Source organism: Martinezella dioscoreae, from assembly GCF_009176305.1.
GTDB lineage: Bacteria > Pseudomonadota > Alphaproteobacteria > Rhizobiales > Rhizobiaceae > Rhizobium > Rhizobium dioscoreae.
Map to the genome: position 1 here is coordinate 991,815 of NZ_BLAJ01000001.1, position 26,821 is coordinate 1,018,635.

A 26,821-nucleotide genomic window follows, 5' to 3' on the forward strand; every position below is an offset into this window, starting at 1 on the left:
GCTTGCACTGGAGTCGCTTGCAGTTATGAATATTCAAGTCTGGAAGCATGATGGAGGCCGGATTGGCGCGCAGCTACAGTGTCTATGATGTGTTCACCGACAGCAAACTGGCGGGCAATCCACTTGCGATCATCTTCGATGCCGAAGGGTTGAGCGACGAGGCGATGCAGGCGATCGCCAGGGAAATGAACCTTTCAGAGACCGTATTCGTGCTGCCGCCGCAAAATCCCGCCCATACGGCAAACCTGCGGATATTCACGCCTGGTCGCGAACTGCCTTTTGCCGGGCATCCGACCGTCGGCACGGCGATCGCCTTGGCGGAGAAGGCCCATGCCAATCATGGCGGAGATCTCGATCTCGTTTCCGTTCTCGACGAGCGCGTCGGGCCGGTGCGCTGCGCCATCAAGCTGCGACAGAACAAGGCGAGCTTTGCAGAGTTCGACCTGCCGAAAAAGTCGCAGGAGATCCTGCTGCCGCTCGACAGGGCCGATATCGCCAATGCACTCAGCCTGAAGATCACCGAAATCGGCTTCGAGAATCATGTGCCCTCGATCTGGAGTGCCGGAGTACCGTTTCTTCTGGTGCCGGTTCACGACGTCGGCGCGGCGGAAAGGCTGGAATTCGATCAGCAGCTCTGGGAAAAGACGGTGCCGTTCGTCGACGGCGCGCTTGCCTCGGCTTTCATCTATTGTCGCGGCGGCGTCAATCACGTTGCCAAATTCCATGCGCGCATGTTCCCTGTAGGAATGGGTATCGTCGAGGACCCGGCGACAGGTGCTGCGGTGGCGGCGCTATCCGGTGCGATCAATCAGTTCGACGCCCTGCCGGATGGACATCATCCGGTCATCATAGAGCAGGGCGTCGAGATGGGGCGGCCGTCGCTGATTCATCTTCACCTCGACATCGATGGCGGCCTGATCGCCAATGCACGTATCGGCGGCCAGGCGGTGCGTGTTGCATCAGGAATTCTTGAGCTTTGATTTTATTGAGTTTTCGGCGACCTCTGAAATTTTTTTGACAAAAAAACAAAGAAAATTCGTCTGGCCGCTGGACAATCAAACCGATCCTATTTATATGCCCGATCACGCCGCCAGCAAGCGGTACGGGTGATTAGCTCAGTTGGTAGAGCAGCTGACTCTTAATCAGCGGGTCGTAGGTTCGAGCCCTACATCACCCACCAAAAACTCCTTGAAATCGTTAGGCAATTTGCAACGCGTTAGGGTTTTCGGCTGTTGGGGCTGTCGGTCAATCGGAGAGCCTGCCCAGTAGAAGGCCGGTAAATAGACCGAGTAGCGCTGTCACGATCAGGACCGAGCTCGTGGCTGTCGGATTTTCCCTTGCGGCCTGCACCACATTCCTGCCCTCGGAGCGGGCATGGTCCGCGATGCTTGCAACTTTTCCCCTTGTCGAAGAAAGAGCCTCGTCGGCGCGATCCGAGGCGCTGTCGATGCGCCTTGCCAATTCGGTGGAGAGCTTATCGATCTGGCTGCGAAGCTCGTTGATCTGAGTGTTGATATCCTTGTCCAGCGAGACGTCGGCCATGATGTTCTCCTTGATAGGGGGAAGTGCCCTTAGGAACGAACGGAGGCTTGCTTTGGTTCCCGTCCGCCATGGATTGATGTCTGGATGCTGAAGTCTGTTAAACGGGAATGGAATTGATGATCCGCTGCCGGAAGAGAAGGCCCGGTTCAGCGCAGATGCAGCAGAAATGCCGTTGGCGCGGTTAGCGACATCGTGAAGAGAAATAGGGACAGCCCGTATTTCAACCTTCTCATGCGGCGTGTCTTTACGCCCTCCCAGTCGTAACTCATAAGTATATCCTCTCTGATTCATGTCTTATCGACGTCGAGAAATATCCCAGGAATTGTTTGCGCGAAGCTTGCGGAACATTTTTCTTAGATCGATGAATAGACGTGCCGGATTATACAATCCAGCGCTGCATATTTGCCTTGATTTTTGCAAGTATAAGCATAAAGCCTCACCCTCAAAGCAAACGGACTTTGATCCGGTTCTTTTGGGATGTCTTGTTAGATCAATGCTCTTTGGTTTGACGATTACGAAGATGAAGAGCTTGAGTTGGGCTGCAAAAGCGGCTCTTCGATCGCTATATCCGGATGATCGCGATCGGAGATTGCATGCGGACTGCAACATCGGAAATTCCGGCAGAAGCCCGAGCGGCTTTGGCAATTGCCAAGGAAGTTTTCGGCGATCACCTTCAAGCCGTCTATCTGCACGGATCGGCGGTCGCGGGTGGACTGCGTCCGCAAAGCGATGTGGATGTTTTGGCAATCATCGATCTCCCGATGACCGATTCCATGCGCAAACGCCTGCTTGCTCGTCTACTGGCGGCTTCGGGTCGTCACCCAGCCCGGCCCGGTGCTTCACGCTGCATCGAGCTCATGGTGTTTCTGAAGGATCATCTTTCCGCACCACCTTTTCCGGCATGTAGTGAGTTTGTCTATGGTGAATGGTTGCGCGACGGCTTCGAGGCCGGCGGAATCCCTGAGCCTCTTTGTGATCCGGACATCACGCTCGTCCTGGCTCAGGCGCGGCAGCAGACCCTAACGCTATTTGGCCCGGCCCTTGATGATCTTCTTGTTGAAATTCCGCCTGGAGATATAGGGCGCGCTATACGGGAGGCGCTGCCGGCCTTGCTTGCCAATCTATATGGAGACGAGCGGAATGTTCTGCTGACACTGGCCCGTATGTGGAGAACGGCGGCGACTGGGGAATTCGTCAGCAAGGACATCGCCGCCGAATGGGTCATGCCGCGCTTGTCCGAACACGTAGCCCGAACGACCATGCAGCTCGCTCGCGATGCCTATTTGGGGGAAATACAGGATGATTGGATGCTTCGACAGGAGGAGGCTCGCCACGCGGCGACCTGTCTGCATCGGCAGATCCTGTCGCTGCTATAGGCGGCTGCCCATATGAGCCGACCACGTCGGATTGATGGCTTTGCCAGCTGGTTCAGCTGCCCGCTTTAAGCCACGTCAGACATGTCCGCCTGACGGCAACAGCCATCGCTTTCGACCGTATGCGGTCAGTGCTTCTTATGCACGCCTTCCATGACGCTGAACACAAAGATCGCAGCCAGAATCAGCATCAACGTATAGTCGAATGCGGTGAGCAGACGAAGTAGTTCCATGATGTTTCTCCTCCCACAGAGAACACGAACCAGAACAACCATTAGTATGTTCCTCGAACAGGTGTATGCCAAGTTTTTTACATCTTGCGATGCAAAAACAATGTTGTGCGCGGCACAAATAACCGTTTGTTTGTAAAGGCATATCAGCACTGTATTGACTGCCGTTGGTTGCAGAGAGGGCAGGCACGCGCTGCAATCGTATTGTCAACAAATTTTATAGAGTATATCACTGCCTCACTGATAATTGCCGTTGCCGGCGGATGTAGAATTCGTGTGGCGATCGATCTGGAGGAAGTTGGCTATTGACCATCGGCTCGGACCACCAGGCGCCTGATCTGCCTGTTATCGTCATAGTTGGCGGCGGCGTTTCGGGGACGGCGGTTGCCTTCCATTTGCTACAGAATCAGTCGGGGCGGGGCTGTCAGCTTTTTATATTCGAGCCAAGGGAGCGTTTGGGGGCAGGGCTTGCCTACGACACGCAAGATCCTGCCCACCGCATCAATGTGCCGGCAGCGAAAATGAGCCTGTTGCCCGACGACATCGAGCATTTTCAGCGCTGGCTGCTGGAGAATGACGCGCTTGCCAATGATGATGCGGCGGTCGCCGTGAATGGCGGTTTTTTTCCGCGACGCTCCGTTTTTGGAAACTATATCAATAGCATGATCCGTCCTTTCGTCGAGAATGGGCGGCTCCTCCATGTCAGGCAAAGTGTCGAGCGTATTCAAAGGACGGGCAACCGCTGGACGGTCACCGGTACTGATGGACAGCGCGTGGATGCTGACATTCTCGTCATCGCCACCAGTCATCCGTCGCCCTTGCCGCCGCAAGTGCTGCAGGATGCGCTTGCCGATCACCCGCGCTTCATTCCCGATCCGACACGACCGGATGCGCTTGCGGCCATTCGCTCCGAGGATCGCGTTCTGATCGTCGGCAATGGTTTGACCTCGGCCGACGTCATTGCCTCGCTCGGGCTCAGAGGCCATAAGGGGCCGATTACTGCCATATCCCGACGCGGCCTGCGCTCGCGCGGCCATGCGGCAGTCAGGCAGGAGCCATTCGGCGATTTCGCCACTCAGCCGTCAAAGACGGCAGTCGAGCTGCTGCGCAACGTACGTACCGCCATCCGCAAGGCGCAGGACGAAGGCCGCAGCTGGCATGCTGTCATCGACCAGGTGAGGGCGCAAGGCCGGCATGTCTGGCACGCGCTGCCGATCGCGGAACGGCGACGTCTCGTCCGGCATTTGAGGCCATTCTGGGATGTGCATCGGTTTCGCGTTGCGCCGCAGGTGGAGGCTATCAGCGAAGGGGCGCTTGCAAGCGGCCGGCTGGAAATACTGGCGGCTTCGGTCGCGGCGGTCGGCGTTGCAGATGACGTGGTCGACTGCACCCTACGCCTCAGCCGTTCGGAGCGATCCGTTGAAAGGCAATTCGATGCGGTCGTGGTCACCACCGGACCAGGGCACCGCGGGATCCTGCAATCGCAGGGCTGGATCGACGAGCTATCGAAGGCCGGATATCTCGCAATGGATCCCGCACGGCTGGGGTTTTCCTGCGACATGCGATCACGGGCGCTTGCCGGCGATGGAACGGTGGTTCCATCCTTGTTTATCTCCGGACCGCTTGCGCGCGGAACCTTCGGCGAATTGATGGGATTGCCCGAGGTGGTCGAGCATGCCGTTCTGGTGGCTGACCAGGTGGCGGGTGCGGTTGCCGACTTCAGGCGTGGGCAAGAGAAGGCATATTTGGACAGTAGCGCCGCCTAAATCCAAGAAAAGCCGCAAATTCGTTGCTTAGGCGATACAATTGCCTAAATTTACTCATATAAACTATACAATTTGTGAGTTACTGTCTTGTTCGTAAGGGGCTGCGGGGTTACTTCCGCAATCTGTGCTGACAGGACCGGCCCGTTGAGTCTCTTTTGAGACACGCCGGGTTTTCAACAATCGACTTTGCAGTAAAGCGGACGGCGATGCTTACGAAAAAAGGAAAATACGGACTGAAGGCGCTGGTGGATCTCGCACGCCTTGGTCCGGGTGAAACCGCGTTCATCAACGATATCGCGTTACGCAACAATATTCCGAAGAAGTTTCTCGATACCATTCTCCTCGAATTGCGAAATGCCGGCGTATTGCGTTCGAAGAAAGGCCCAGGCGGCGGTTATTCGCTGTCGCGCCCCGCATCGGAAATCCGTATCGGCCATGTCATTCGTACCCTGGACGGCCCGTTGGCGCCTATCCGTTGCGCCAGCCGTACGGCTTACGAAGCCTGCGACGACTGTTCCGATCCGGAACGCTGTCAGGTTCGGCGCTCGATGACCGAGGTGCGTGACGCGATTGCCGAGATTCTCGACAACATGTCGCTGGAGGAATTCGTTGCCGGTGGCGTTGACGCCGATATCCCGGAACGGGAAAACCACCGGGCCTCACATATCGGCTGACCTTGTCGATTCTCCTGCGCCCATCAAGGCAATGAGGTCTTCGATGGCTTTACGCCGTTGAGATGGTAGTTGCCGACGATGTGGTATTTCCGGCGGGCCGGTTCATGCAGGGTGTGAATGCGGGCGTTGCGCCAGTGGCGGTCAAGGTTGAGTCCGATGCGCGCAGACTCCGTGCCCGCAAGCTCAAACAGCGCGTCGGCTGCTTCCATCGCGATATCGGCAGTAATCGTCTGGGCCGCCGCAACGGAGAGTGCGGCGTCGATAACATGATCTTCGGTGAGATTGATCTGTGCGGCATCGATCCTGCCGCCGGCGCGCTCCACCATCGCCGTCGCCGCCTCAATGCGGATGGCAATCTCGCCGATCCTTGTCACGACCAGCGGATCGTTGACGGCTCGCTCATCCCCGTTGCCTGAGTGAGAGCGGGTCCGCACGAATTCCATCGTCGCCGTCAGCGTGGAGCGGGCAATGCCGAGATTGATGCCGGCACCGGTGAGTTGGTTCACACTATCGATCACTGTAGGCTCAGCCAGCTTTTCTCGGTGCAGAAGAAGGGCGTCGGCATTGAGATAGACATTATGCAATATGATCGTGCCGTTTCCGGAGGTGCGCTGACCAAAGCCATCCCAGTCGTCGATGATCTGGATGCCCTCCATATCTCTGGACAGGACAGCGGCGATCAGCCCCTTGCGTTTGTCGGTCGTGAATAGCGCAATCCAGTCCGAAAACAGAATGCTGGCGGAAGGCTGGCTCCGCCCGCTGAGGCGGAAGCCGAGCCCGTCCGCTGTCAGATGCCAGGGATGCTGGTCGGTGCCGCTTGCACCGGATTGGGAAAAGATGCCGCCGAAACGATCGCCGATAATGGCGCGGTCGAAAAGGGATGCCCGTTGGTCTTCGCCGCCTCCAATTCTCACCGCTTCCAGCACATGAAAATGCGTTTGCAATATCTGTGCTATGGAAGGATCGGCCTCGGCGAGGATCGCAACGACCTCGGCGAGAACGCAGTTCGAAATGTCGATACCGCCATGTTCCGAAGGAACGGAAATCCCCAGCAGGCCTGACTGCGACAGGGCTTCGACCTCGTCATAGGGCAGGATGCGATTGATATCGCGATCGCTTGCATGCTGAGCAAAACCGGCGGCGAGCGAACGTGCGATGTCGAGCGCTTCCTCTTCGCTCTGGACGCGATGGGCGGGCGGCCTGACACGTTCGTGCAACTGCGAAACAGTCCCCATTCACCACTCCTCGGCCAGCGCCAAGTCGGTTTCTCAGGCGCAGCAAATCCCTGCGATCTTAATTTCGATAGCTGGAGTGTACAACGGATTTTCCTGGCGCATTCATGTTGCGCCCTCGGGCACGATAGGCGCCGACCACGAAAATTGTAAGCGAGCGGCCCGATATAATGCGTTGAGGATGGCGAGTTGCGAACCCTCTTCTCTGGGACCAACGAATAGCGAAAGCTGCTTCATAAGCTGGTCCTAGGGCTTGGAATTGCTTTCCCTTTTTGCCGGTCGACGCAGGTGCCGGATACGAAGGGGGTGTCCGGTCGCCCGCCGTTTTCTGTACCGCAGCTTCGTCGACCCTATTCCGCCCGGACAAGAAAGCACTTGCTAGCGGAGCGTTTTCGCGCTTTCATATACGACTAAATAAGTAGACAATGGCAATAATTCTGCTGCCTGATGGCTTTTGACGAAGTAATCATATGGCGGCTGATTGCAGGCATCTGGTGTTGGATCAGAGTTGGACCTGCCTGTCGCATCTTTCATTTTGGAAGGGTCCTGATTGAAGAAGCGCGACGCGTATTGAGAACGGAAGCGGCTTTCGTGCGTTCTGTCGGCCGCAGTCCCAAGGTTGCCGAGGCCCGGATGTCGGCTCTGTGTTTCCGGACCTGTGAAGTCAGCAAGCCCAAGAAAGGCATGATCGACCACCTCTCGCCCCAGGAGTTGATATGACGGTTCAGGGATTCTTTTCCGCCAGGACGAACGCGACAGCGCGGCCTTATGCGATGCCTCGCATTGCCGTGATCGGGCGCGGTTTTTCCGGCATGATGATGGCGATCGCCCTGATGAAGACGGTTCGCTTTCCCTTCCATCTGCAGCTTTTCGATCCTAATTCCACCGTCAGCGGCGGACAGGCGCTCGCCTCCGGACATAGCAGTGAAATTCTCAACAGCCGTGTTCGCGATCTTTCCGTTTCCGCGGGAGATCCCGACGATTTCAATCAATGGCTTTGCGGTAATGCGCCTTTCCGCAGCGCCGTCCCCGCCGCCATACCCGGTTTTTTGCAGATCTTCGTACCGAAGAGCATTTTCAGCGACTACGTCTATCAGCGCTTTTCGGAAGCCTTCTCGTCACGGCGGGATGTGGCGGTGCAGGTCAGCAGCGAGACGGTCTTCGGGCTTCGGCGTGTTCGGGGCGGCCGTTTCGTAGTGGAAAGCGATGGCGCCGCCAATGCGCCTTTCGACATGGTGGTGCTGGCGACAGGCTATGGCATTAGCGATCACGAATTCCAGGCCAGCGATCTCGTGACCGTGCCGACGACGGTGCGGGCGCGCCGTCTCGTGTCGCGACCGCATACGATCCTGCTCGGAAGCGGCCTGCGCGTCGTCGATCGGCTGCTGCAGATGCGTGAGAATGGCTATACGGGGCAGATCACCATCGTTTCGCGGCGAGGCTTTCTGCCGCAGAGCCACACGCGCAACAATGCCGATCCGGTTTTCCCTGCCGACGAGATGCCCGGCAAACTCAGCGAGATCGTCCGCTTCGTCCGCAAGGCTTGCGTCGAGGCGGAGGCGAACGGCCAGAGCTGGCAATCCGTCATGAACGGCTTGCGCAAGCATGCGCGCTCGCTTTGGCGATCTCTGCCGGCGGGGCAGAAGCAGCAGTTCAACCGCCATTTGCGGGCGCTTTATGACAGCCATCGCAATCGGCTTCCCGAGGCGCTGCATGTACGCCTCAATCAGGAGCTTGCCGAGGGCAATACGCTGCTGCGGCGCGGTCATTTTATCCGCCGCACGCCGACCGGGCTGGTTTTGAAGCCGGCTGGCCGGCAGGAGACCGAGCAGCTCTATGCCGACGACGTAATCGATTGTCGGTGCCAGGCGCCGGATCTGAATGCACCCTTGCTGCGTAGCCTCATCGATGCCGGCCTCGCGGTGCCGGACGAGCTTGGCCTCGGTCTCGCCGTGGACGCGACAGGCTCGCTTGAGGTCAACGGGCGTACGACAGACGGGCTTTTTGCGATTGGTCCCCTGGGACTTGGAAGTCTCCCCGACATCGATCTGGTGCCTGAGATCGTGACGCAGGCCTATGCGGCGGCAGAGAGCGTCGCGGAGCGTTTTCATCCTCAGTGCAAGGCGGTCTGACAACCCTGCGGTTTCTTTCATTCTGGATCGCGATTGAGCGCTTCCGCACATGCATATCGCAGTCGCGGCCTCGAGCGGAGGTAATGGCTTGCCATTTGTTATGTAATAACGTAACAAATGGCAATTCAGGCCGAAGCTCCAGGACAAATGAAAGCGCATATGACATCGCCGTTGCCCGCATCCGCTTTCTATGACATGAATACCGCCGATGGTGCTGCTTTCGGATCGATCCGGATGGCGGCTGAAAAGGGAACACGGTGCGGATTACCCATCAGGGGCCAAGACCGTGGCTGCCCCCGCAACTGTAAGCGGAGAGCGCGTTCGCAATATGCCACTGGCGTCAAGCCGGGAAGGCGCGAACGAGTTGTGACCCGCGAGCCAGGAGACCTGCCATCGATGATATCAACCGCAACGGACGGGGTGTTCCGATGGAAAATCAGTGGTTGGGCGAGGGCGCCGCTGCGTCCGCTGGCCCTATCTTGACTGTGCCTCCGGCGAAATCTCCGGGAGGCATCTCATGGATAATACAAAAGAGGCGACGCACCGGATCACCGTGTGCACCAACTGCCGTCATGTCGGCAAACCGTGCCGGCCGGGTCTCGAACTCCTGAAACATCTGCAGATGGCGATCTCCCAGGCTGACGCCGCACTCGCAGATGATTTCAGCCTGGAGGGAAGCGTCTGCATGGCGGGCTGCGAACGGCCGTGCACGGTCGCTTTCCAGGCCACGGCAAAGTCGACGTACCTCTTCGGTGACATCGAGGATGCGAGCGATATCGGTGCGCTCGTCTCCTTCGCGAAGCTTTATCGGGATCGCCCCGATGGGCTGACCCGCGAAAGCGAACGCCCGAGAGCGCTGGCAGGCAAGACCCTCGCGCGCATTCCCGCTGCAATCGTATCAGCCGAACGCCAGCTGGTCGTATTGCAATAGGAGCCGGGTCATGTCCGAACGAAGCGCACGACTGGAAGCAGACGGCATCAGCTGGGGTCCCCAGAAGGGAATGCCGATCATCAATGGCATCACGCTATCAGTCGAGGCCGGCGCCCGGCTTGCGATCATCGGTCCGAATGGAGCCGGCAAGTCGACCTTGCTGCGCTGCCTCTATCGCGGCCTCAAGCCGCAGCGAGGTTCGGTGCGTCTTGACGGCATCGATCTTTGGTCCATAGGTCCGCGAGAGGCGGCGCAGCGCATCGCCGTCGTGCCGCAGGAGACGCCAGGTGATTTTCCCTTCAGCGTGCGGGACGTGGTGTTGATGGGCCGCATCCCGCACCGCAAGGGCATGGCACGCTGGAGCGATCGCGACCATGAGGTCACGACCAAGGCGCTTGCCCGTCTGGAACTGGAGTCTTTGGCACAGCGGCAATTCGCGTCGCTGTCGGGTGGTGAGAAGCAACGGACGCTGATCGCCCGCGCCTTGGCACAGGAGCCGGAACTCATCATCCTCGACGAGCCGACCAATCACCTCGACATCCGCCATCAGCTCGAGATTCTTGAGCTACTCAAGAGACTCGGCCCGACGATCATCACGACGCTGCACGATATCAATCTCGCTGCTGATTTTGCGACGCAGATCGCCGTCATGGATTGCGGGCGGCTCATGGGCCACGGCGAACCTGCCGAAGTCCTGACTGTGGAGCATGTCTCGAACGCTTTCAGGGTTGGTGCGCGGCTGCATCGCACCGACGGCGGCCCGCAGCGCTTTTCCTTTTCCCTTCGATAATACGATCATTGGAGTTATTCATGTTTTCTCGCATATCCCTGTCTGCCGCGGCCTTGCTTATCGGAAGCCTGTTTGCGGGCACGACACTCGCCGAGCCTGTCACCGTGCGCAGCTGCAATCGCGATGTGACCTTCGACAAAGCGCCGGAGCGGGCCGTTTCCAACGACGTCAACCTGACCGAGATGATGTTGGCGCTGAAGCTGCAGGACCGCATGGTCGGCTATACCGGCATTTCCGGTTGGAAGACGCTGGATGAGAAGCTGCGTGACGGCGTGAGGGAACTGCCGGAGCTGTCGCCGAAATATCCGAGCAAGGAGGTGCTGCTCGGCGCCAATGCGGATTTCTTCTTTGCCGGCTGGAACTACGGCATGAAGGTCGGCGGCGAGGTAACTCCGGAAACGCTCGCCCCCTTCGGCATCAAGGCCTATGAGCTGACCGAATCCTGCATCTTCGTCATGCAGAAGAGCAAGCCGACCATGGACGATATGTTCGTGGATCTCCTCAATCTCGGCAGGATCTTCCGCGTCGAGGACAGGGCGGAAGCGCTCGTCGCCGGCTATCGTAAGCAGCTTGGCGAGATCCAGGCGAGGATCGGTCATGTCGCCAAGCCGACCAGCGTTTTCGTCTATGACTCTGGTGAGGAAAAGCCGTTCACATCGGGGCGCTATGGCATTCCGACTGCCTTGATCGAGGCTGCCGGCGGCGTCAATGTGATGGACGACGTCGAGAAGAGCTGGACTGAAGTGTCCTGGGAGCCGGTCATCGAGAAGAACCCCGAAGTGATCGTCATCGTCGATTACGGCCAGGTCACTGCCGCCCAGAAGATCGCCTTTCTCAAGGGCAATCCGGCCTTCAGGAATATCGATGCCGTGAAGAATGACCGCTTCGTCGTGCTGCCCTATGTGGAGGCGACGCCGGGGCCGCGCAACATCGAGGCCATCGCCACGCTGGCCAAGGCCTTTCACCCGAGCGCCATGTAATCGTCTGCAATGCCGATCCGTCCAGTCGATCATGGGGCGGATCCCTTCCTCAAGTTTCAAGCATGCGCCTCAATCTCTCTATCCTCATCCCCTTGCTCGCCATAGGCTTCATTCTGTCGATCACCGCCGGTGTGTCGCTCGGTTCGGCATCCATTCCGTTCTCCACCGTCTGGTCGATTGTCGGCAACAGACTGCATGTTGGTGCCTTTCCGGTCACCTGGTCCAGCGGGCAGGAAAGCATCGTCTGGGACGTCCGTTTCCCGCGCGTCGTTCTGGCGGCGCTCGTCGGGGCGGGGCTTGCCATCACCGGCGCCGTCCTGCAGGCGCTGACGCGAAATCCATTGGCGGACCCGCATCTCCTCGGCGTCTCCTCCGGGGCGGCATTCGGCGCCATTCTGGCGCTATTGCATACCGGGCTGATCCTCGGCCTGTTGACGGTGCCGTTGTTCGCTTTTGCCGGCGCCTTGCTCGCAACCGCGGCCGTCGGGCTGACGACGCGGCTGACGCGCTCGCATTCGGCCGATCGGCTCGTCCTGTCGGGCGTGGCGGTAGCCTTCGTGTTCACGGCGCTTGGCAACCTCCTGATCTTTCTGGGCGATCCGAGAGCCGCCAACACCGTTGTCTTCTGGATGCTGGGCGGGTTAGGACTGGCGCAATGGCAACATCTTATCTATCCCGCCGGCATCCTGCTGTTCTGCCTCGTTTCACTTCTTCCGAAGACGAGGGAGCTCAATGCACTTGCGATGGGCGATGAAACGGCCGTCACGCTTGGCATTGCCGTTGCACGATTTCGCTTGCTACTCTTCGTCATCACGGCGCTGCTGACCGGCGTGATGGTCGCCTTTTCAGGCGCAATCGGTTTCGTCGGGTTGATGGTGCCGCATTTCGTGCGGCTGATCGTGGGCGGCGACAATGTGCGCGTGGTGCCGCTGAGCGCCGCTTTCGGCGCACTGACGTTGATCTGGGCTGATGTCATCGCGCGCCTGGTGATGGCTCCGGAGGACATGCCGATCGGCGTGGTCACCGGGCTTGCTGGAGGCGTCGCCTTCATCTTGATATTGCGGAGCGGGCGCGCATAGATCGACCCATTGCCAAGGTGTTTTCCTGGCCTATTTCCGGGCGGGCGATGATCGGCGCGGCAGGTCGTCGTCAAGATGAGAGCGGCCGATATCCGGTTTTGAAGGAGAGTCCGGACGGGATAACGGCATGGAATGCCTTCGTGTCGCCTTTCTTTGTCTTACAAGGCGTACGCGTAAAGACTATGGAATTCGCAATCCTACTATAGGACGACTCAGGTCTCCATTTTTGCGGCGATTTCGGTCATCCACTGCCTGCGACTTCATGTGCAACGAGGAGCTCTGCTTGCGCCCGCTGAAATCTCGTCTTTTTCTATTGTCCCTTTTGTTGCTGGGATTGGGTGTGTTTACCGCCATCATCCCGCTGGCGGGGGCTGCCCTTGCGCAGGATCAGCAGCCGGCCCAAGCGTCGCAGCAAACGGACCAACAGCCCGGGCAGCTCGCCAATGGGCTGCTGGACGCAGCTGTTACCGATCTTGGCAAAGCGAAGAAGACTTATGCATCGCTTCAGGACGCGGCGAAACAGGCAACATCGGATGACGAGACGCTCGTGGCGCTGTCCAGCCAGGTCGACGAACTCAACCGCACCACAGCTGCTATTTCCGCACGCCTGAAACCCCGTACCGCCGAAATCGATGCACGCCTGACCCAACTCGGTGCTGCGCCCAAGGAAGGCCAGCCGCCTGAGGCTCCGATCGTCGCGCAGGAGCGCGATCGGCTCAATGCCGAACGCTCCCAGATCAGCGCCGCGATTCTCGATGCCGACAATCTGACCGCAGAGACCAATCGGCTTGCGATGCAGTTCATGGAGATGCGCCGAAGGCTGTTTGCCGAGACGCTATTCAAGCGGACGGAGATTTCCACGGCGACATTCGACGATGCAGGGGCGGCTCTGGTCGACGAGGGCGTCAAGTTCAGTACCGCCGTGACGAGCTGGATCGGCTTCGTGCTTAAGGCAAAGCTTGCTTCATTCCTGGCCGCTGTCTGCCTGTCGATTGGCGCTGCTCTGATCTTTCTTTTCGGTGGTTATCGGCTATTCCGCCGCTATTACGTGCAGGACGAGGCCGTCGAGAATCCGCCCTATATCAGCCGACTCTCCGTCGCCTTCTGGTCGACCTTGATCCGCACGCTGTCGCTGGCTGCCTTTCTCGTTACATCTTTCTTCTTCCTCTCGAATTTCAATGTGCTGCGGCCTGACATCGCGCCGATACTGGCTGCGGTTTTCGCTTTTATCGGACTCGTCTATTTTGTCGGTCGCCTGAGCAATGCTGTCTTCGCGCCCTTCCGGCCGCATTGGCGGCTGGTCAAGCTGTCGAACAAGGGGGCACATTCGCTGACCTGGTGCCTGCAGGCCATGGCTGTGGTCAACGGGCTGGATTACGTCTTCGACCGCATCAGCGAGTCCATGGGGTCGCCGGTCGTCGTTACCGTGGCCAAGAGCTTTCTGGCGGCACTGCTGATCGGCCTCATTCTGATTGCAGCCTCCTTCGGTTCGCCGATGCTTGCCAAAAATGGCGACCCGGATGCGCCAGGCCGCCATTGGCCGCATGGCATGGCCATCATTCTTCGCGTTCTCGGCATATTGGTGATCTTCACCTCGTTCATCGGCTATGTCGGGTTGGCCCGCTTCATGGCAACGCAGATGATCGTGACGAGCGCCGTCATCGCGACCATGTATCTTGGTTTCCAGCTCGGCAAGGCCGTATCCAAGCAGGGCGTCTTTGCCGAAACGATCATCGGACGCTTTCTGGAAAATCGCCTGAAGCTGCGTGAAGTGGCGCTCGATCAGGCCGGTCTTGCAGCTGGGCTTGCGACCTACGCCGTCGCGCTGCTGACCGGCATTCCGCTGATCCTGCTCTCTTGGGGCTTTCACATTCAGGATCTGGAAACATTTGCCTACAGGCTCTTTACCGAGATCAAGATCGGCAACATGTCGATCTCGCTGCTCGGCATTTTCGTCGGCATCCTGCTGTTTGCGGGCGGCTATCTGGTCACGCGCTGGTTCCAGCGCTGGCTTGACAGCAATGTCATGGCGCGCGGGCAGGTGGATCTGGGTGTCCGCAACTCGGTGAGAACCGGTATCGGCTATCTGGGCATAGCGTTGGCGGCGATCTTTGCCATTTCCGCTGCCGGCATCGATTTATCCAGCCTGGCCCTCGTCGCCAGTGCCCTCTCGGTCGGTATCGGTTTCGGCCTGCAAAACATCGTGTCGAACTTCGTGTCCGGCCTGATCCTGCTGGTCGAGCGGCCTTTCAAGGTCGGCGACTGGATCGTCTCGGGCACTTCGGAAGGCATCGTCAAGCGCATCTCGGTGCGTGCGACAGAGATCGAGACCTTTCGCAAGCAGTCGATCATCGTGCCGAATTCCGAACTTATCAATGCGTCCGTCGGCAACTGGACGCATCGCAACAGGCTCGCCCGCTCCGAAATCCCGGTATCCGTCAGCTATGATGCCGATCCGCGCAAGGTGATGGATATCCTGCTGGAGCTGGTACGCTCGATCCCAAAGGTGCTGAGGAATCCGGAGCCGCATGTAGAGTTCCTGCGTTTTGGTCCGTCATCGCTCGATTTCGAGATGCGCTTTTATCTGTCCGATCTTTCCGACGGCATGGAGATCCGCAACAATCTGCGCATCGAAATCCTGAGGCGCTTCAAGGAGGAGGGGATTTCCATTCCCTATCCGCATCAGGAGTTGCATATCGTTCGCGAGGGCAGACGAGGCAGGCAGTCGGATATCGCAGCCGATGCCTTGACGGATTTTGCAGACGGGCCTGAAGCTGAGGATGACGTAAAAGAAGATTCCGCTTTGTCGGCCGAAGGCAAGGTATCGGAAGCGAAGAGCACTGGCCGGCGCCGTGGCAGGACCGCGGCGGAGTGATCCGATTACCGGCAGAGCCCGCTGAAACAGAGCCATGTTGTCGCCGGTGGGAATGATGCGGTCATCGTTTCCGCCGGTTCTGCTCGGAAGTTCGCGGTTTGCGTTCCTCGAGGGGAGCGTGTCGCGCTCTTTAGGATTGTTTCTCTCGGTCTGGTTAGGGATCTCGCGCATGTCGTTGCCGCGAGAACTCTGGCGATAGCATGCCTGGAAAGCCGCGAATGGGGCAATTTTCTTCACCTCCGGGAAACCAGTCGGCTTAACAAATCCGCAAAGGCTTTGTTCTAAAAAAATACAGAGGGGATCATTTTCAAAAACAGGTTTTCATTATGCCATTTCTGGGTGTTTCGGGGATGCAATATTCCGGCGCGTCTCTTGCCGGCTCGCGCATTCTTCTCGTCGAGGACTCCAATCTCTTTACATCGATGGTCAGGGGCAAGCTGAAGGAGCTTCTGGATATCGACGTCGAAATCTGTCGCAATTTCGAGGAGCTTCAGCTTGCCTACGACAAGTCGTCGGAGCCGATCAAGCTGGCGATCTCCAATATGAATCTCCCAGGCGCCGAGAAGGGGGAGGCCCTGGCCTATCTTCTCGATCTCAGCATTCCGACGATCGCCTTCACGGGTACTTTTCTCGAAGGCACGCGCGACGAGCTGATCGCCAAAGATGTGGTGGATTACATTCTCAAGGACAATGTCTTCGCAGTGGACATGCTGGCGGAATCGATCTGCCGTTTTCTGACCAACCATCGTCACCATGTTCTCATCGTCGATGACAGCGCGACGGCGCGCGCTTTGCTGTCCAGCCGGCTGAAGCGCTATAATTTCCGCGTCAGCGTTGCTGAGAATGGCGCCAAGGCGCTCCAAATCCTCAGGGCCAGCCCGGATATCGGCCTTATGGTCACGGACTATAATATGCCCGACATGGACGGATTCGAGTTGACACGGCGCATCCGTGCGACGACCGGCTCCCATGAGCTGCGCATCATCGGTGTTTCCTCATCCAACAACCGGCTGCTTTCAGCCCGCTTTCTCAAGGCGGGGGGCAATGATTTCATTCTGCGGCCATTCATCGATGAGGAGTTCTACTGCCGCGTGAATCAGAATCTCGACACGCTGTTGCAGATTCAGTCGGCTCAGCCGCCCGCCAGGGAGATACGGGCTGGATAAATCGCCTGAAATAATCCCAAGAAAAGTGAGGAAAAATCACTTTTATGTAAATCTCCGCAATCAGCAGTTCCAAATTTTTCACGAATCCTGTTCAGGATACGTGCAACACGGTTTGGCAGACCTGCAATTGACTGACTATTCATACACCTGACGGTGTGGGAGGAATTGACGGGAAATGGTACTGCATGCGGGAAACATTGGCGGCGGCATCGGTCACCGCGATGGCAGCCAGAAAATACTTCTGGTTGAGGATTCGCGCATGTTTTCCGCGGTGCTGTCGCATCGGTTCGAAACCGAACTCGGTCTTGCTGTCATCCATTGCTCTTCATTGAAAGTGCTGAACGAGGTGCTGGCAGAGGCGGATCGCAGCTTCACGATGGCGGTGATCGACCTGAACCTTCCGGATGCTGCTCATGGAGAAGCCCTGGATGTTGCCGTCGCCCATGACATTCCCACCATCGTCTTCACGGCGTCTTTTGACATGGCGACGCGCAATCGGATCATGGAACGCAATGTCGTCGACTATGTGCTCAAGGATGGCGAGTTCGCCCTCGACAATCTCGTCTCCTCCGTCCGGCGCGCCATCGCCAATCGGTCTGTCCGCGTTATGGTTGTCGACGATGTGCCTTCGGCACGGAAGATGCTGACGGATTTGCTGCACGCTCAGCAATTCAAGGTCGCAGAAGCCGGCACGGGTGTCGAAGCCCTGGCAATGCTTGAGACATTCGACGACATCGAAATCGTCGTCACCGACTACAATATGCCCGACATGAACGGCCATGAACTGACCCGCCGCATCCGCCACCGCTATGGCTCGGATCGGATGCGGATCATCGGCATTTCGTCTTCGAACGATCGTTTGCTGTCTGCGACATTCCTGAAGGCGGGCGCCAGCGATTTCATCTACCGCCCCTTCGTTCAGGAGGAGCTGCAATGCCGTATCGCGTTGAATGTCGAGACACTGTCGCAGCTGAAGCAATTGCGAGCGGCAGCGGCGAGCGATTATCTGACCGGACTCTATAACAGGCGCTATTTTTATGATCATGGCCCGCGTCTGGTCAATGAATGCCTGCGGCGCCAACGTCCAAGCTCCGTCGCCATTCTCGACATTGATCACTTCAAGAATCTGAACGACACCTATGGTCACGAGATCGGCGATCAGGTGCTGAAGGCCGTTGCCGCGAGGCTTCACGGGTTGCTGGAAGGCACCGACAATCTGCTCTCCCGCCTTGGCGGGGAAGAGTTTGCCATTCTGTTTGCGGAAATGAACTCGCGCGCGGCGACCGCGCTATGCGACGAGGTCCGCCTCAGCCTTGCCAGCCTGAAGGTTCATGCCGACGACGAAGAGCTTTCGGTGACTGTTTCCATCGGCGTAGCAGAGATTGCCGGCTACGAGTCTTTCGACAACTATCTCAACGCCGCGGACCAGTTTCTCTATATGGCGAAGCACAATGGCCGAAACCAGGTCTATTCCGATTTCAAGATGGCCCAAGAGGCGGCCCAGTAGGCCGCCTGCCTGATCGCTTGCTTTGATTTCCACCGCCCTCAGACGACGATGCCGGTCCGGTTCGTCGACATGGTCAGCTTGCGCTCGGCGCGCTCCTGCTGTGGCGAGCGATTGTAGAGTTCGCGATAACACTTGGAGAAGTGCGAGGCGGAGACGAAGCCGCAGGCGACCGCCACTTCTACCACCGGCATGGAGGACTGCACCAGCAGATGCCGGGCGCGATCCAGGCGGATCTCGAGATAGTAGCGGGCCGGCGAGCGGCCCATTTCCTGGCGGAACAGGCGCTCGATCTGGCGGCGCGACAAGCCGGCATCGTCGGCGATTTCCAGAAGCGACAACGGCTCGGCGAGGTTGCTCTCCATCAGCTCGATGATCGATAGGACCTTGGAGTTCTGCACGCCGAGACGCGCACGCAGCGGCAGGCGCTGCCGGTCGTGCGGGCTGCGCACCCGATCAGTCAGCTGCTGCTCGCAGACGCGGTTGACGAGGTTCTCGCCGAAATCCTGGCCGATGAGGTTCAGCATCATGTCGAGCGAGGCGGTGCCGCCGGCGCAGGTGTAAAGATTGCTGTCGACCTCATAGAGATCGGCATAGACTTCCGCCTGCGGGAAAGTTTCCGAAAAGCCCGGCAGGTTCTCCCAGTGGATCGCGCAGCGCTTGCCGTTCAACAGGCCCGCCTGGGCAAGCACATGGGCGCCCGTACAGAGGCTGCCGACGGCGACGCCGCGATTGTACGTCTCGCGCAGCCAGGCATTGACCGACTTGTTGTGGAATTCCTCGACATAGATGCCGGAACAGACCAGCACCATGTTCGGGCGGTTCTCTCCGCCAAGATAGCGACGCTCGTCGGTAAGGGAGGAATTGACCTCCAGCCCGATGCCGCTGGAGGAATAGACTTTCTGCCCGTCCGTCGAGGCAAGCCGCCATGTGTAAGCGGGATAGCCCAGCATGCGATTGGCAATCCGCAGCGTCTCGATCGCAGCGGAAAACGGCAGCATGGTGAAATGCGGAACAAGGAAGAAAACCAGGGAACGCGTCTTGATCGGGGTCTTGCTCATGTCGTGAAAATCCATGCTCCAGGGCCGTTACGTATTCCTTGCGTCAAATATGTCGGCCCGATGGTCTATAAGCGACATTGGCATGGATAATCGCGGCCGCAAAGGGATATTTGCGTCTACCATGAAAAATAGGGGGCTGCAGGAGGGAAGCGAAGCGGAGCCGAGCGATATGCTCAAGGGGTAAAATATATTTGCGGGTAATTCTCAAGATTAAAGCGCGGTTCGCATCTGGATGCGCAAATGTTCAAAAGGCGACGCGTTCGGGTTAAGCGTCGCCTTTAGTTGTTATGCTCTTTCATTATCATCGGGTGGCTTTCGGCTTCTTGATTTCGTTTGCGGCCGGCCAGCCTAAGTCCTTGCGCATGTCATCGGATAGAGATTCGAGCTCGCGAAGGGAGCGCCACTGCTGCCAGCGATTAGCAAGGCGAGAAAAGAAAGGCATGTAACTTCCGCCTGACGGAAACGGGCTCCGTGCGCCGGTCTGTCTATAGCTGATGGTCGTCATTTTCAGGGTCCTTTCAGTGTCAACCGCTCAAAATGTCACGGGTTTAATATGGGCTCGGCAGATCCATCAATCAAACGAATAGATCTTATAGCTGCCATTAGTATTCTTGAACGAACGCAGCTTGCCGGGTTTGCGCTCCAGCACGGACAACGTACGATCCGGCGGGAGGCCGCGCGCATTGACGTCATCGATCAGATGAGCGGGAAAGCGGGCGGCAATCTCGTCGAGTGTGTGCTGTGCCATCCGCTGAATTTTGCGGAGGCGTAGAAGAGAGAAAAGCCGTGAGGCTTCGTTTGATACCGTGCCAGCCATGATTTTGCTCCTTCGAGGCTGTCTGCGATGAATTTCCATTAGGTCTAATATGGTGCTTCGTTGACATTCAGACAAATGAAATGATATGGTGTTTAGGATCAGAAAAATTGAAAGGTAATCGATATGACCGTACCGTTCCGCCGGCCCATACCGTTGCTTGACAATGAAGTTCTGCGTACCTTTGTCGCGATTGCCGAAACGGGTAATTTTTCGACTGCGGCCGATGCTGTCTTTCGCACGCCGTCAGCTGTTTCGATGCAGATCAAGAAGCTGGAAGAGCAGCTCGGCGTGACGCTGTTCCTGCGCGATGCGCGGTCTGTGAGCCTGACACAGCATGGGGAGATGCTGCTTTCCTATGCGCGCAATATTCTCGCTCTCTCCAACGAGGCGGTTTCGCGCTTCATCATGCCCGAGCTCAGCGGTGTGGTGCGGCTTGGCGCACCTGACGATATTGGCGAGCGCTTGCTGCCGACTATCCTTAAGAGCTTTTCCGAGACTTATCCGGGCATCATGGTCGATGTCGTTGTCGATATGAGCATCCAGCTAAAGAAGCGCATCGAGGAGCAGCGGCTGGATCTCGCCCTGATCAATTGCGCCACGCGGCCTTTCCCAACGGAAGGGGAGGTTATCTTTACGGAGCGCCTCGTCTGGGCCGGCGCCAAGTGCGGCACGGCCTACCGCCGCGATCCGCTGCCGATTTCCATCTGGGAGGAAGGCTGCATCTGGCGTTCGGAAGCCATGGCGCAGCTGGAGCGGCAGAAACGCGCCTATCGCGTTTCCTATCTCAGTGCCCATACGATGGCGCAGCGCGCCGCAATCGTCTCCGATCTTGCCGTCGCGCCATTCCCGCGCTCCTACATCACGGATGATATGGAAATCCTCGGGCCGAATGAAGGACTGCCGGAACTGACGTCCTTCGACATTCGTCTGCTGACTGCTTCACAGATGACCGGGCCCATGAAGGCGGTGGCAGACAGCATTCGCCAGGCCTTTGTCGAGATCGGACGCAAAATGGCCGCGTAGCGCGCGGCCAATCATCTCTTGGACAAATTGCTTTCTTACTCGCGGCTGCGGCGACGCCTGCGGCCGCCGCCTTCTCCGCCATCGTCGGAGATCTGCTTGCGCTCCGGCAAGGTCACGACCTTCGAGAGTTCCGGGAAGCTATCGACCTTGTTCGGCAGCGCCATGGCGTAGACGAAGTGCTCCTGAAATTTTGATTCAAGCGCCGTCTCTATCTTCTCGATTTTCCTGACAGTTTCCTCGATCTCACGGCGATGGCCGCGGTTGAGCAGAGCCATGCGCGCGCCCGTGCCGGCGGCGTTGCCGACGGCCTTGACCTTGTCGAGTTCACAATCGGGAATAAGCCCCAGCACCATCGCATATTTCGGATCGATAAAAGTGCCGAAGGCGCCGGCAAGGCCGATGCGATCGACATGATCGATGCCTTGCTTGTCCATCAACAGCTTGACGCCGGCATAAAGCGCTGCCTTGGCAAGCTGGATAGCGCGAATATCGTTTTGGGTGACCGTGATGCGCGGTTCGCCGTCCCGCAGCAGGTAGGAGTAGGTGCGGCCGTTCTGCAGGATGCGCGGCGAGCGTGCAGCCATGGCGCCGTCGACGACGCCATCTTCCGAGATGATGCCGGTGAGGAACATTTCAGCGACAACCTCGATGATCGCGGAGCCGCAGATGCCGGTGACCCCGACCTTGGCGGCGGCTTCTTCGAAGCCTGGCTCGTCCGACCAAGGTTCAATGCCGATGACGCGGTAGCGCGGCTCCAGCGTGACGGGATCGATGCGCACGCGTTCGATGGCGCCGGGTGCGGCGCGCTGACCGCTGGAAATTTCGGCGCCTTCGAAGGCCGGGCCGGTTGGCGAGGAGGCGGCGACGACGCGGTGACGGTTGCCGAGCACGATTTCAGCATTGGTGCCGATGTCGACCAGCAGCATCATCTCATCCTGGCGATGCGGCCCTTCGGCAAGTGTCGCGGCGGCCGCATCGGCGCCGACATGGCCGGCGATGCAGGGCAGCATGTAGATGCGCGTGCCGGCATTCATCGGCAGGCCGATCTCGGCCGATTTCAGATGCACGGCCCCGGATACGGCAAGCGCAAAGGGCGCGCCACCAAGCTCTGTCGGATCGATGCCGAGGAAAAGGTGATGCATGATCGGGTTGCCGACGAAGACGGCGTTCAGAATATCCTGTCGCGACACGCCGCCATCGGCGCAGACCTTGTCGATCAAGCCGTTCAAGGCTTCGCGAACGGCATTGGTCATGGCCTCGCGGCCGTCAGGATTCATCATCACATAAGAGACGCGGCTCATCAGATCCTCGCCGAAGCGGATCTGCGGGTTGGAGGCGCCGGCTGATGCCACGGTTCTGCCCGACAGCAGCGAGGACAGATGCATGGCGATCGTCGTCGAGCCGATATCACAGGCAATGCCGTAGGCTTCGTTCTTCAGGCCGGGATAGAGCGCGATAAGGCGAGGGCGCTCGCTGTCCTGATCGCGATGAATGGCGGCCGTCACCTTCCATTCGCCCTTGCGCAGGATCGACTGCACTTGCGGGATGAGGTGAAAATCCACTTCGAGATTGTCGTATTTCCAATCCGCCGTGATTGCCGCCTTCAGGCGATCCAGATCGCCAAGCGGCTTGTGCATGTCGGGTTCCTCGACCTCGACGTAGCACATATGCACGGCCGCGTCGCGAGCAATGACGCGTTCGTCGGCCGCCTTGCGCACCACCTGCGCGTTGATGACGGTATCCTGCGGTACGTCGATGACCAGATCGCCCTGGATCAAAGCGGAGCAGGAAAGCCGGCGGCCTTCAGGCAATTCGCGCACCTCTGCATAGCGCTTTTCCTTCGGCCCGATCGGCGAAAGATGGTCGTTGGACGAGACGATCTTGTGCTTGGCGAAATTGCCTTCCTGCACGGAGACCTGGCAACGCCCGCAGGTCGCACGGCCACCACAGACGCTCTCGACATAGACGCCGAGCTGACGGGCTGCCTCCAGCACGGGCGTTCCCACGGGGAAGTGGCCGCGCTTGCCGGATGGCATGAAAAGGACAAGAGGTTTGGCGCTGTCGCTGGCTTCGGCCACGGATCAGCCTTTCTATTTGCTAAGGCGGCGCACGTTCGAGCGAACACGCCTGCTATAGGGTTTTATCGCGGCGTGAGCGACCGCATCGGCGATGCTGCGCTGGCTTGTCGCGCCTGCGGCCGTCAGAGCGGCGAGGCCCTGTTGCACCATTGCTGCGTTTACGGCAACGGCGCTTTCCGCCGCTGCCATCATCTTCTCCGAGATCATCCGGTTCATTTCGGCCGCGTTCACGCTGCCGGCCAGCGCGTCCATCCACATCTGCTGCAGCCGTATGGCGATCACGACGGGCGCCTGCAGCCAGAGCGTGGCAAGATCATTGGAGAGGCCGCGACCGGATGCCATCTTATTCCCTCGCTGCTCCTGCACCGGCGCGCGCAGCACGGCCACCGCGACGTCCGCCGCCGGCGGCTGGGGCAGCCGTTGCTGCGGCGGCTGCGACGCCACCTTCGGCCGGCTTGTAGTCACGATAGGTCATGATCCAGTTGGTGCAATTGGCATCCGTGCCGTTCAGCACGTTGGCGGCGCGCACGGCTTCCATTTCCTGCGGGCGGCAGGGGTTCATGATGGCGGAGGTCATGCCTGCACCGATGACCATCGGGATGAAGCCGGCATTGATGCCATGGCGATGCGGCAGGCCGAAGGAGATATTGGAGAGGCCGCAGGTGGTGTTGACCTTCAGCTCGTTGCGCAGCCGGTGCAGCAGCGCGAAAACCTGACGGCCAGCATCGCCAAGCGCGCCGATCGGCATGACGAGCGGGTCGACGACGATGTCCTCAGGCTTGATGCCGTGATCCATGGCGCGCTCGACGATCTTCTTGGCGACGGCGAAACGAACGTCAGGGTCCATGGAAATCCCGGTCTCGTCGTTCGAGATGGCGACGACGGGCACGTCGTATTTCTTGACCAGCGGCAGGATGGCTTCGAGCTTTTCCTCTTCGCCCGTCACCGAATTGACCAGCGGCCGGCCCTTGGCAACCTTGAGGGCCGCTTCGATTGCCGCCGTGACCGAGCTGTCGATCGAAAGCGGTACGTCGACCAGACCCTGCACGATTTCAAGCGTCTGCACCAGCAGGCCCGGTTCGGTCTCGTTTGGGTTGACCGAAGTAACGCCTGCGTTGACGTCGAGCATGGTCGCACCGGCGGCGACCTGTTCCAGCGCATCCTTGATGACGGTGTCGAAATTGCCTTCGATCATCTCTGCAGCGAGCTTCTTGCGCCCCGTCGGGTTGATGCGTTCGCCGATCACGCAGAAGGGCTGGTCGAAGCCTATGATGATCTCGCGGGTGGCGGAGGCAACGATGGTACGCGTCATGTCTGATCCTCTGGTCAGTTGGCCCGATAGCTGGTCTATCGTGCGGTGATCTGGGTTACAAGCCGACCGGTTCCTCTCCCGGCCTGCTGCTATCGTCTCGAATTCAATGTGCCTGCGGCGGCGTATGGTGGGCTGCAATCTCCGCCATCGCCTGCTGGTTTTCTTCCCTGCCTTCGCTGATCTGGTGCAGCCGCTCGGCGACAAGCGCATCGGTGCGGCTTGCCTCGCGTTTCCATGGCTGACGGCCCTTCAGCACGCCGGAGTCATGCACCATTTCCGCGACATATTCCTCCTGGCGGTAGGCCATGACGTGAATACCGGAAACGCCCTCGATCTCCTTCACCTCGTTGATGATGTCGATGCAGAGCTGCTTGCCTTCCTTCTTCTGATCCTGTGCGCCTTCGATGCGCTTGATCACTGGGTCGGGAATATGAACGCCCGGTACGTTGGAGCGCATCCAGCGGGCGGTCTTTGCCGACGCAAGGGGGCCGACGCCGACGAGAATGAAGCATTTTTCGGTCAGGCCGAGATCGCGCACCTTCTTCATATATTCCCGGAACATCGGCACGTCGTAGCAATACTGGCTCTGGACGAACTGCGCTCCGGCTTCGATCTTCTTCGCCAGCCGGTAGGGGCGGAAGTCGTAGGGCGGCGCGAAGGGATTGATGGCGGCGCCGAGAAAGACTTTCGGCGGCGAGGTCAGCTTGCGGCCGGACAGGAATTTCGCGTTGTCGCGCATGATGCGCACGGTTTCGAGCAGCGACATGCAATCGAGATCGAAGACTGGTTTGGCGCCCGGCTGATCGCCCGCCTGCACGCCGTCACCGGTTAGGCACATGATGTTGCACACGCCCATGGCGGCAGCACCCAGCACGTCGCCCTGGATGGCGATGCGGTTCTTGTCGCGGCAGGCGATTTGCATGATCGGCGCATAGCCCATGCGCGTCAGCAGCGCGCAGATCCCGACCGAGGACATGTGGCAATTGGCGCCGGAGGCGTCGACGGCGTTGATGCCGTCTACCCAGCCCTCGAAAATGGCGGCGCGCTCGTAGACATCCTCGGCATTGGCGCTGTCGGGCGGGTTCAGCTCGGCGGTGACGGCGAATTCGCCACGGCGAAGCACCCGCTCCAGCCGCCCGAGCGAAGAATGGCCGGGCAGGGGATCGAGCGGCAGATGCGCGCCAAGCGGATTTTCATCGATGTGCGACATCGCTCAGGCTTCCTTTTTCGCCGCTTCTCGGGCTGCGGCCGCCTCTGCCGTGACGCGAAGCCACGATGACGTCTCGCGCAGCGACTGATTGACGGGCTTCTGCACCTTCAAGATTGCATCGCCCTGGATCATGTTCCGCGAGCCGTTCCAGGCCTGCACCCAGACGCAGGGCATGTCGGGCTCGACTTCGCAATTGCCGTTGGCGCGAACGCCGCCGCAGGGGCCGTTGCGCAGCTGCTTGGGACAGTTCATCGGGCAGGACATGCCCGTCGACGACAGCGCGCACTGGCCGCACATGCGGCAATCGAACAGGAAGCCCTTCACATTGCGTTCGATGAAGGTAATCGGCCGCTCCACGCGCTCATAGCCGAACGCTTTCCACAGCGGATGAAGCAGCAGGAAAGTGTCGGCGAAACGACGGTAGAACCATTCGAGAAAACGCGAATGACGCACGGCCCAGAGACGGACCGTATATTTGCGTCGGGCGCGGCGGTTAGGGGAGACGCCGGCCGGCGTGTAGGCGCCGCTGGCCGCCTTTGCGCCCGCGGCGGCATTGCCAGGCTTCTGGACGGCATCAGCCATTGTCGCGGCCTCCGGCCTTCACCAGCGCCACCAGCCGCTCGCGATCATAGGCAGCCTCGAGCTCGCCGGCTGCCTTGTCTGCTTCGGCCTCGAGATCGTCGGAGACCGGTACGGGATCCGCCTTGCGCCATTCAGCCAGATAGTCGTCGGTTTCGGCCGCGCCGGTGCGCATGGCGCACATGTCGATCGCTTCGGTAAAGCGCAGCGAAAGCTCGCGTTTTGCCGTCTGCCTGCCCTTCTTGATGATGACCTGGGCCGGAATGTCCCGCCAGTAAACGACAATGCGATCTGCCATGCGCAAAATCTCCTCTTCACGCCAGAATGCACGCCGGCAGACCTCGGGACTGCGCTCGCCACGACGCGGCACATGCCGAAAAGCGACGCGATATCGAAACCTCGCCTGCAAGCATCCCCAAAGCTTATTATCCTTTGAAACGGACGGGTTCGAACTGTGATTGAATGTC

At 59.1% G+C, this 26,821-nt stretch carries 26 protein-coding genes, 1 tRNA gene and 1 riboswitch; of the genes, 14 read left to right on the plus strand and 13 right to left on the minus strand.

All coding sequences use genetic code 11. From position 1 onward, the window contains the following. The first annotated feature begins 62 nt into the window (after positions 1-62). Both GDN47_RS04825 and GDN47_RS04830 read left to right on the plus strand, forming a co-directional pair. Positions 63-980 carry a PhzF family phenazine biosynthesis protein gene (locus tag GDN47_RS04825; RefSeq protein WP_173002440.1) on the plus strand — a complete coding sequence of 306 codons (918 nt, stop codon included), beginning with the start codon at positions 63-65 and terminating at the stop codon, positions 978-980. Between the two features lie 124 nt (positions 981-1,104). Next, positions 1,105-1,180 (plus strand) — tRNA-Lys (locus tag GDN47_RS04830). Between the two features lie 65 nt (positions 1,181-1,245). On the opposite strand, the gene GDN47_RS04835 is transcribed toward GDN47_RS04830, so the two are convergent. Continuing rightward, complete coding sequence (locus GDN47_RS04835) at positions 1,246-1,542, minus strand: hypothetical protein (RefSeq protein ID WP_069613187.1); 297 nt, start codon at positions 1,540-1,542, stop codon at positions 1,246-1,248. Between the two features lie 146 nt (positions 1,543-1,688). Then, positions 1,689-1,811, minus strand: a complete 123-nt coding sequence (locus tag GDN47_RS32565) for a hypothetical protein (protein WP_267904811.1) — start codon at positions 1,809-1,811, stop codon at positions 1,689-1,691. A 324-nt stretch (positions 1,812-2,135) separates the two neighbouring features. Between GDN47_RS32565 and GDN47_RS04840 the strand changes: the two genes are divergently transcribed. The 3 genes from GDN47_RS04840 (at position 2,136) to GDN47_RS04850 (ending at position 5,585) form a co-directional block, all read left to right on the plus strand. Then, a complete protein-coding gene (locus GDN47_RS04840; RefSeq protein ID WP_152092850.1) occupies positions 2,136-2,918 on the plus strand; it encodes an aminoglycoside adenylyltransferase family protein in 783 nt (260 codons plus the stop codon). 532 nt (positions 2,919-3,450) lie between these two features. Further along, on the plus strand, positions 3,451-4,911 hold the full coding sequence (locus GDN47_RS04845; protein WP_152092695.1) for an FAD/NAD(P)-binding protein: 1,461 nt from the start codon (positions 3,451-3,453) through the stop codon (positions 4,909-4,911). Between the two features lie 206 nt (positions 4,912-5,117). Next, positions 5,118-5,585, plus strand: a complete 468-nt coding sequence (locus tag GDN47_RS04850; RefSeq protein ID WP_113390310.1) for an RrF2 family transcriptional regulator — start codon at positions 5,118-5,120, stop codon at positions 5,583-5,585. A 23-nt stretch (positions 5,586-5,608) separates the two neighbouring features. Here GDN47_RS04850 and GDN47_RS04855 read toward each other — a convergent pair whose 3' ends face one another. Both GDN47_RS04855 and GDN47_RS04860 read right to left on the minus strand, forming a co-directional pair. Beyond that, positions 5,609-6,820, minus strand: a complete 1,212-nt coding sequence (locus tag GDN47_RS04855; protein ID WP_152092696.1) for an SfnB family sulfur acquisition oxidoreductase — start codon at positions 6,818-6,820, stop codon at positions 5,609-5,611. A gap of 375 nt (positions 6,821-7,195) precedes the next feature. Beyond that, on the minus strand, positions 7,196-7,513 hold the full coding sequence (locus tag GDN47_RS04860; RefSeq protein ID WP_152092697.1) for a hypothetical protein: 318 nt from the start codon (positions 7,511-7,513) through the stop codon (positions 7,196-7,198). Between the two features lie 20 nt (positions 7,514-7,533). Between GDN47_RS04860 and GDN47_RS04865 the strand changes: the two genes are divergently transcribed. The 8 genes from GDN47_RS04865 (at position 7,534) to GDN47_RS04900 (ending at position 18,277) form a co-directional block, all read left to right on the plus strand. Continuing rightward, positions 7,534-8,949 carry an FAD/NAD(P)-binding protein gene (locus GDN47_RS04865; RefSeq protein WP_113332998.1) on the plus strand — a complete coding sequence of 472 codons (1,416 nt, stop codon included), beginning with the start codon at positions 7,534-7,536 and terminating at the stop codon, positions 8,947-8,949. A gap of 192 nt (positions 8,950-9,141) precedes the next feature. Then, a riboswitch (cobalamin riboswitch) is annotated at positions 9,142-9,358 on the plus strand. A 108-nt stretch (positions 9,359-9,466) separates the two neighbouring features. After that, positions 9,467-9,880 (plus strand): DUF1636 family protein, encoded by a 414-nt coding sequence (locus tag GDN47_RS04870; RefSeq protein WP_113332999.1) that lies wholly within the window; start codon positions 9,467-9,469, stop codon positions 9,878-9,880. Positions 9,881-9,890: 10 nt separating this feature from the next. After that, positions 9,891-10,670 carry an ABC transporter ATP-binding protein gene (locus GDN47_RS04875; RefSeq protein WP_152092698.1) on the plus strand — a complete coding sequence of 260 codons (780 nt, stop codon included), beginning with the start codon at positions 9,891-9,893 and terminating at the stop codon, positions 10,668-10,670. Positions 10,671-10,690: 20 nt separating this feature from the next. Continuing rightward, complete coding sequence (locus GDN47_RS04880; RefSeq protein ID WP_152092699.1) at positions 10,691-11,650, plus strand: ABC transporter substrate-binding protein; 960 nt, start codon at positions 10,691-10,693, stop codon at positions 11,648-11,650. Positions 11,651-11,712: 62 nt separating this feature from the next. Further along, positions 11,713-12,729: a FecCD family ABC transporter permease gene (locus GDN47_RS04885; protein ID WP_152092700.1), complete on the plus strand. Its 1,017-nt coding sequence runs from the start codon at positions 11,713-11,715 to the stop codon at positions 12,727-12,729. 283 nt (positions 12,730-13,012) lie between these two features. Further along, on the plus strand, positions 13,013-15,604 hold the full coding sequence (locus tag GDN47_RS04890) for a mechanosensitive ion channel family protein (protein WP_152092701.1): 2,592 nt from the start codon (positions 13,013-13,015) through the stop codon (positions 15,602-15,604). A 326-nt stretch (positions 15,605-15,930) separates the two neighbouring features. After that, positions 15,931-16,770, plus strand: coding sequence for a response regulator (locus GDN47_RS04895; protein WP_152092702.1), 840 nt, complete (start codon positions 15,931-15,933; stop codon positions 16,768-16,770). Positions 16,771-16,945: 175 nt separating this feature from the next. Continuing rightward, positions 16,946-18,277, plus strand: coding sequence for a diguanylate cyclase (locus GDN47_RS04900; RefSeq protein ID WP_113333004.1), 1,332 nt, complete (start codon positions 16,946-16,948; stop codon positions 18,275-18,277). 38 nt (positions 18,278-18,315) lie between these two features. On the opposite strand, the gene GDN47_RS04905 is transcribed toward GDN47_RS04900, so the two are convergent. The 3 genes from GDN47_RS04905 to GDN47_RS04915 form a co-directional block, all read right to left on the minus strand. Further along, complete coding sequence (locus GDN47_RS04905; RefSeq protein ID WP_348627044.1) at positions 18,316-19,335, minus strand: GlxA family transcriptional regulator; 1,020 nt, start codon at positions 19,333-19,335, stop codon at positions 18,316-18,318. A gap of 301 nt (positions 19,336-19,636) precedes the next feature. Further along, the gene (locus GDN47_RS32280; RefSeq protein ID WP_152092703.1) at positions 19,637-19,840 is read right to left on the minus strand and encodes a YjiS-like domain-containing protein; all 204 of its coding nucleotides are present in this window, start codon (positions 19,838-19,840) and stop codon (positions 19,637-19,639) included. 66 nt (positions 19,841-19,906) lie between these two features. Next, positions 19,907-20,083: a hypothetical protein gene (locus GDN47_RS04915; protein WP_233788700.1), complete on the minus strand. Its 177-nt coding sequence runs from the start codon at positions 20,081-20,083 to the stop codon at positions 19,907-19,909. A 192-nt stretch (positions 20,084-20,275) separates the two neighbouring features. On the opposite strand from GDN47_RS04915, the gene GDN47_RS04920 reads away from it, so the two are divergent. Beyond that, positions 20,276-21,175: a LysR family transcriptional regulator gene (locus GDN47_RS04920; protein WP_113333007.1), complete on the plus strand. Its 900-nt coding sequence runs from the start codon at positions 20,276-20,278 to the stop codon at positions 21,173-21,175. 35 nt (positions 21,176-21,210) lie between these two features. Here GDN47_RS04920 and GDN47_RS04925 read toward each other — a convergent pair whose 3' ends face one another. From GDN47_RS04925 to GDN47_RS04950, 6 genes are all read right to left on the minus strand, one after another. Then, positions 21,211-23,211 (minus strand): ASKHA domain-containing protein, encoded by a 2,001-nt coding sequence (locus GDN47_RS04925; protein ID WP_152092851.1) that lies wholly within the window; start codon positions 23,209-23,211, stop codon positions 21,211-21,213. 54 nt (positions 23,212-23,265) lie between these two features. Continuing rightward, entirely contained in the window at positions 23,266-23,595 is a 330-nt protein-coding gene (locus GDN47_RS04930) for a hypothetical protein (RefSeq protein WP_113333009.1), read from the minus strand. Position 23,596: 1 nt separating this feature from the next. Continuing rightward, positions 23,597-24,565 carry a methyltetrahydrofolate cobalamin methyltransferase gene (locus tag GDN47_RS04935; RefSeq protein WP_113333010.1) on the minus strand — a complete coding sequence of 323 codons (969 nt, stop codon included), beginning with the start codon at positions 24,563-24,565 and terminating at the stop codon, positions 23,597-23,599. A gap of 103 nt (positions 24,566-24,668) precedes the next feature. Next, positions 24,669-25,775: a methylenetetrahydrofolate reductase gene (locus GDN47_RS04940; RefSeq protein WP_152092704.1), complete on the minus strand. Its 1,107-nt coding sequence runs from the start codon at positions 25,773-25,775 to the stop codon at positions 24,669-24,671. 3 nt (positions 25,776-25,778) lie between these two features. Then, positions 25,779-26,357, minus strand: coding sequence for a methylenetetrahydrofolate reductase C-terminal domain-containing protein (locus GDN47_RS04945; protein ID WP_113354542.1), 579 nt, complete (start codon positions 26,355-26,357; stop codon positions 25,779-25,781). Continuing rightward, on the minus strand, positions 26,350-26,652 hold the full coding sequence (locus GDN47_RS04950; RefSeq protein WP_069613169.1) for a virulence factor: 303 nt from the start codon (positions 26,650-26,652) through the stop codon (positions 26,350-26,352). Before GDN47_RS04950 ends, GDN47_RS04945 begins: the two co-directional genes overlap by 8 nt. Positions 26,653-26,821 lie beyond the last annotated feature (169 nt).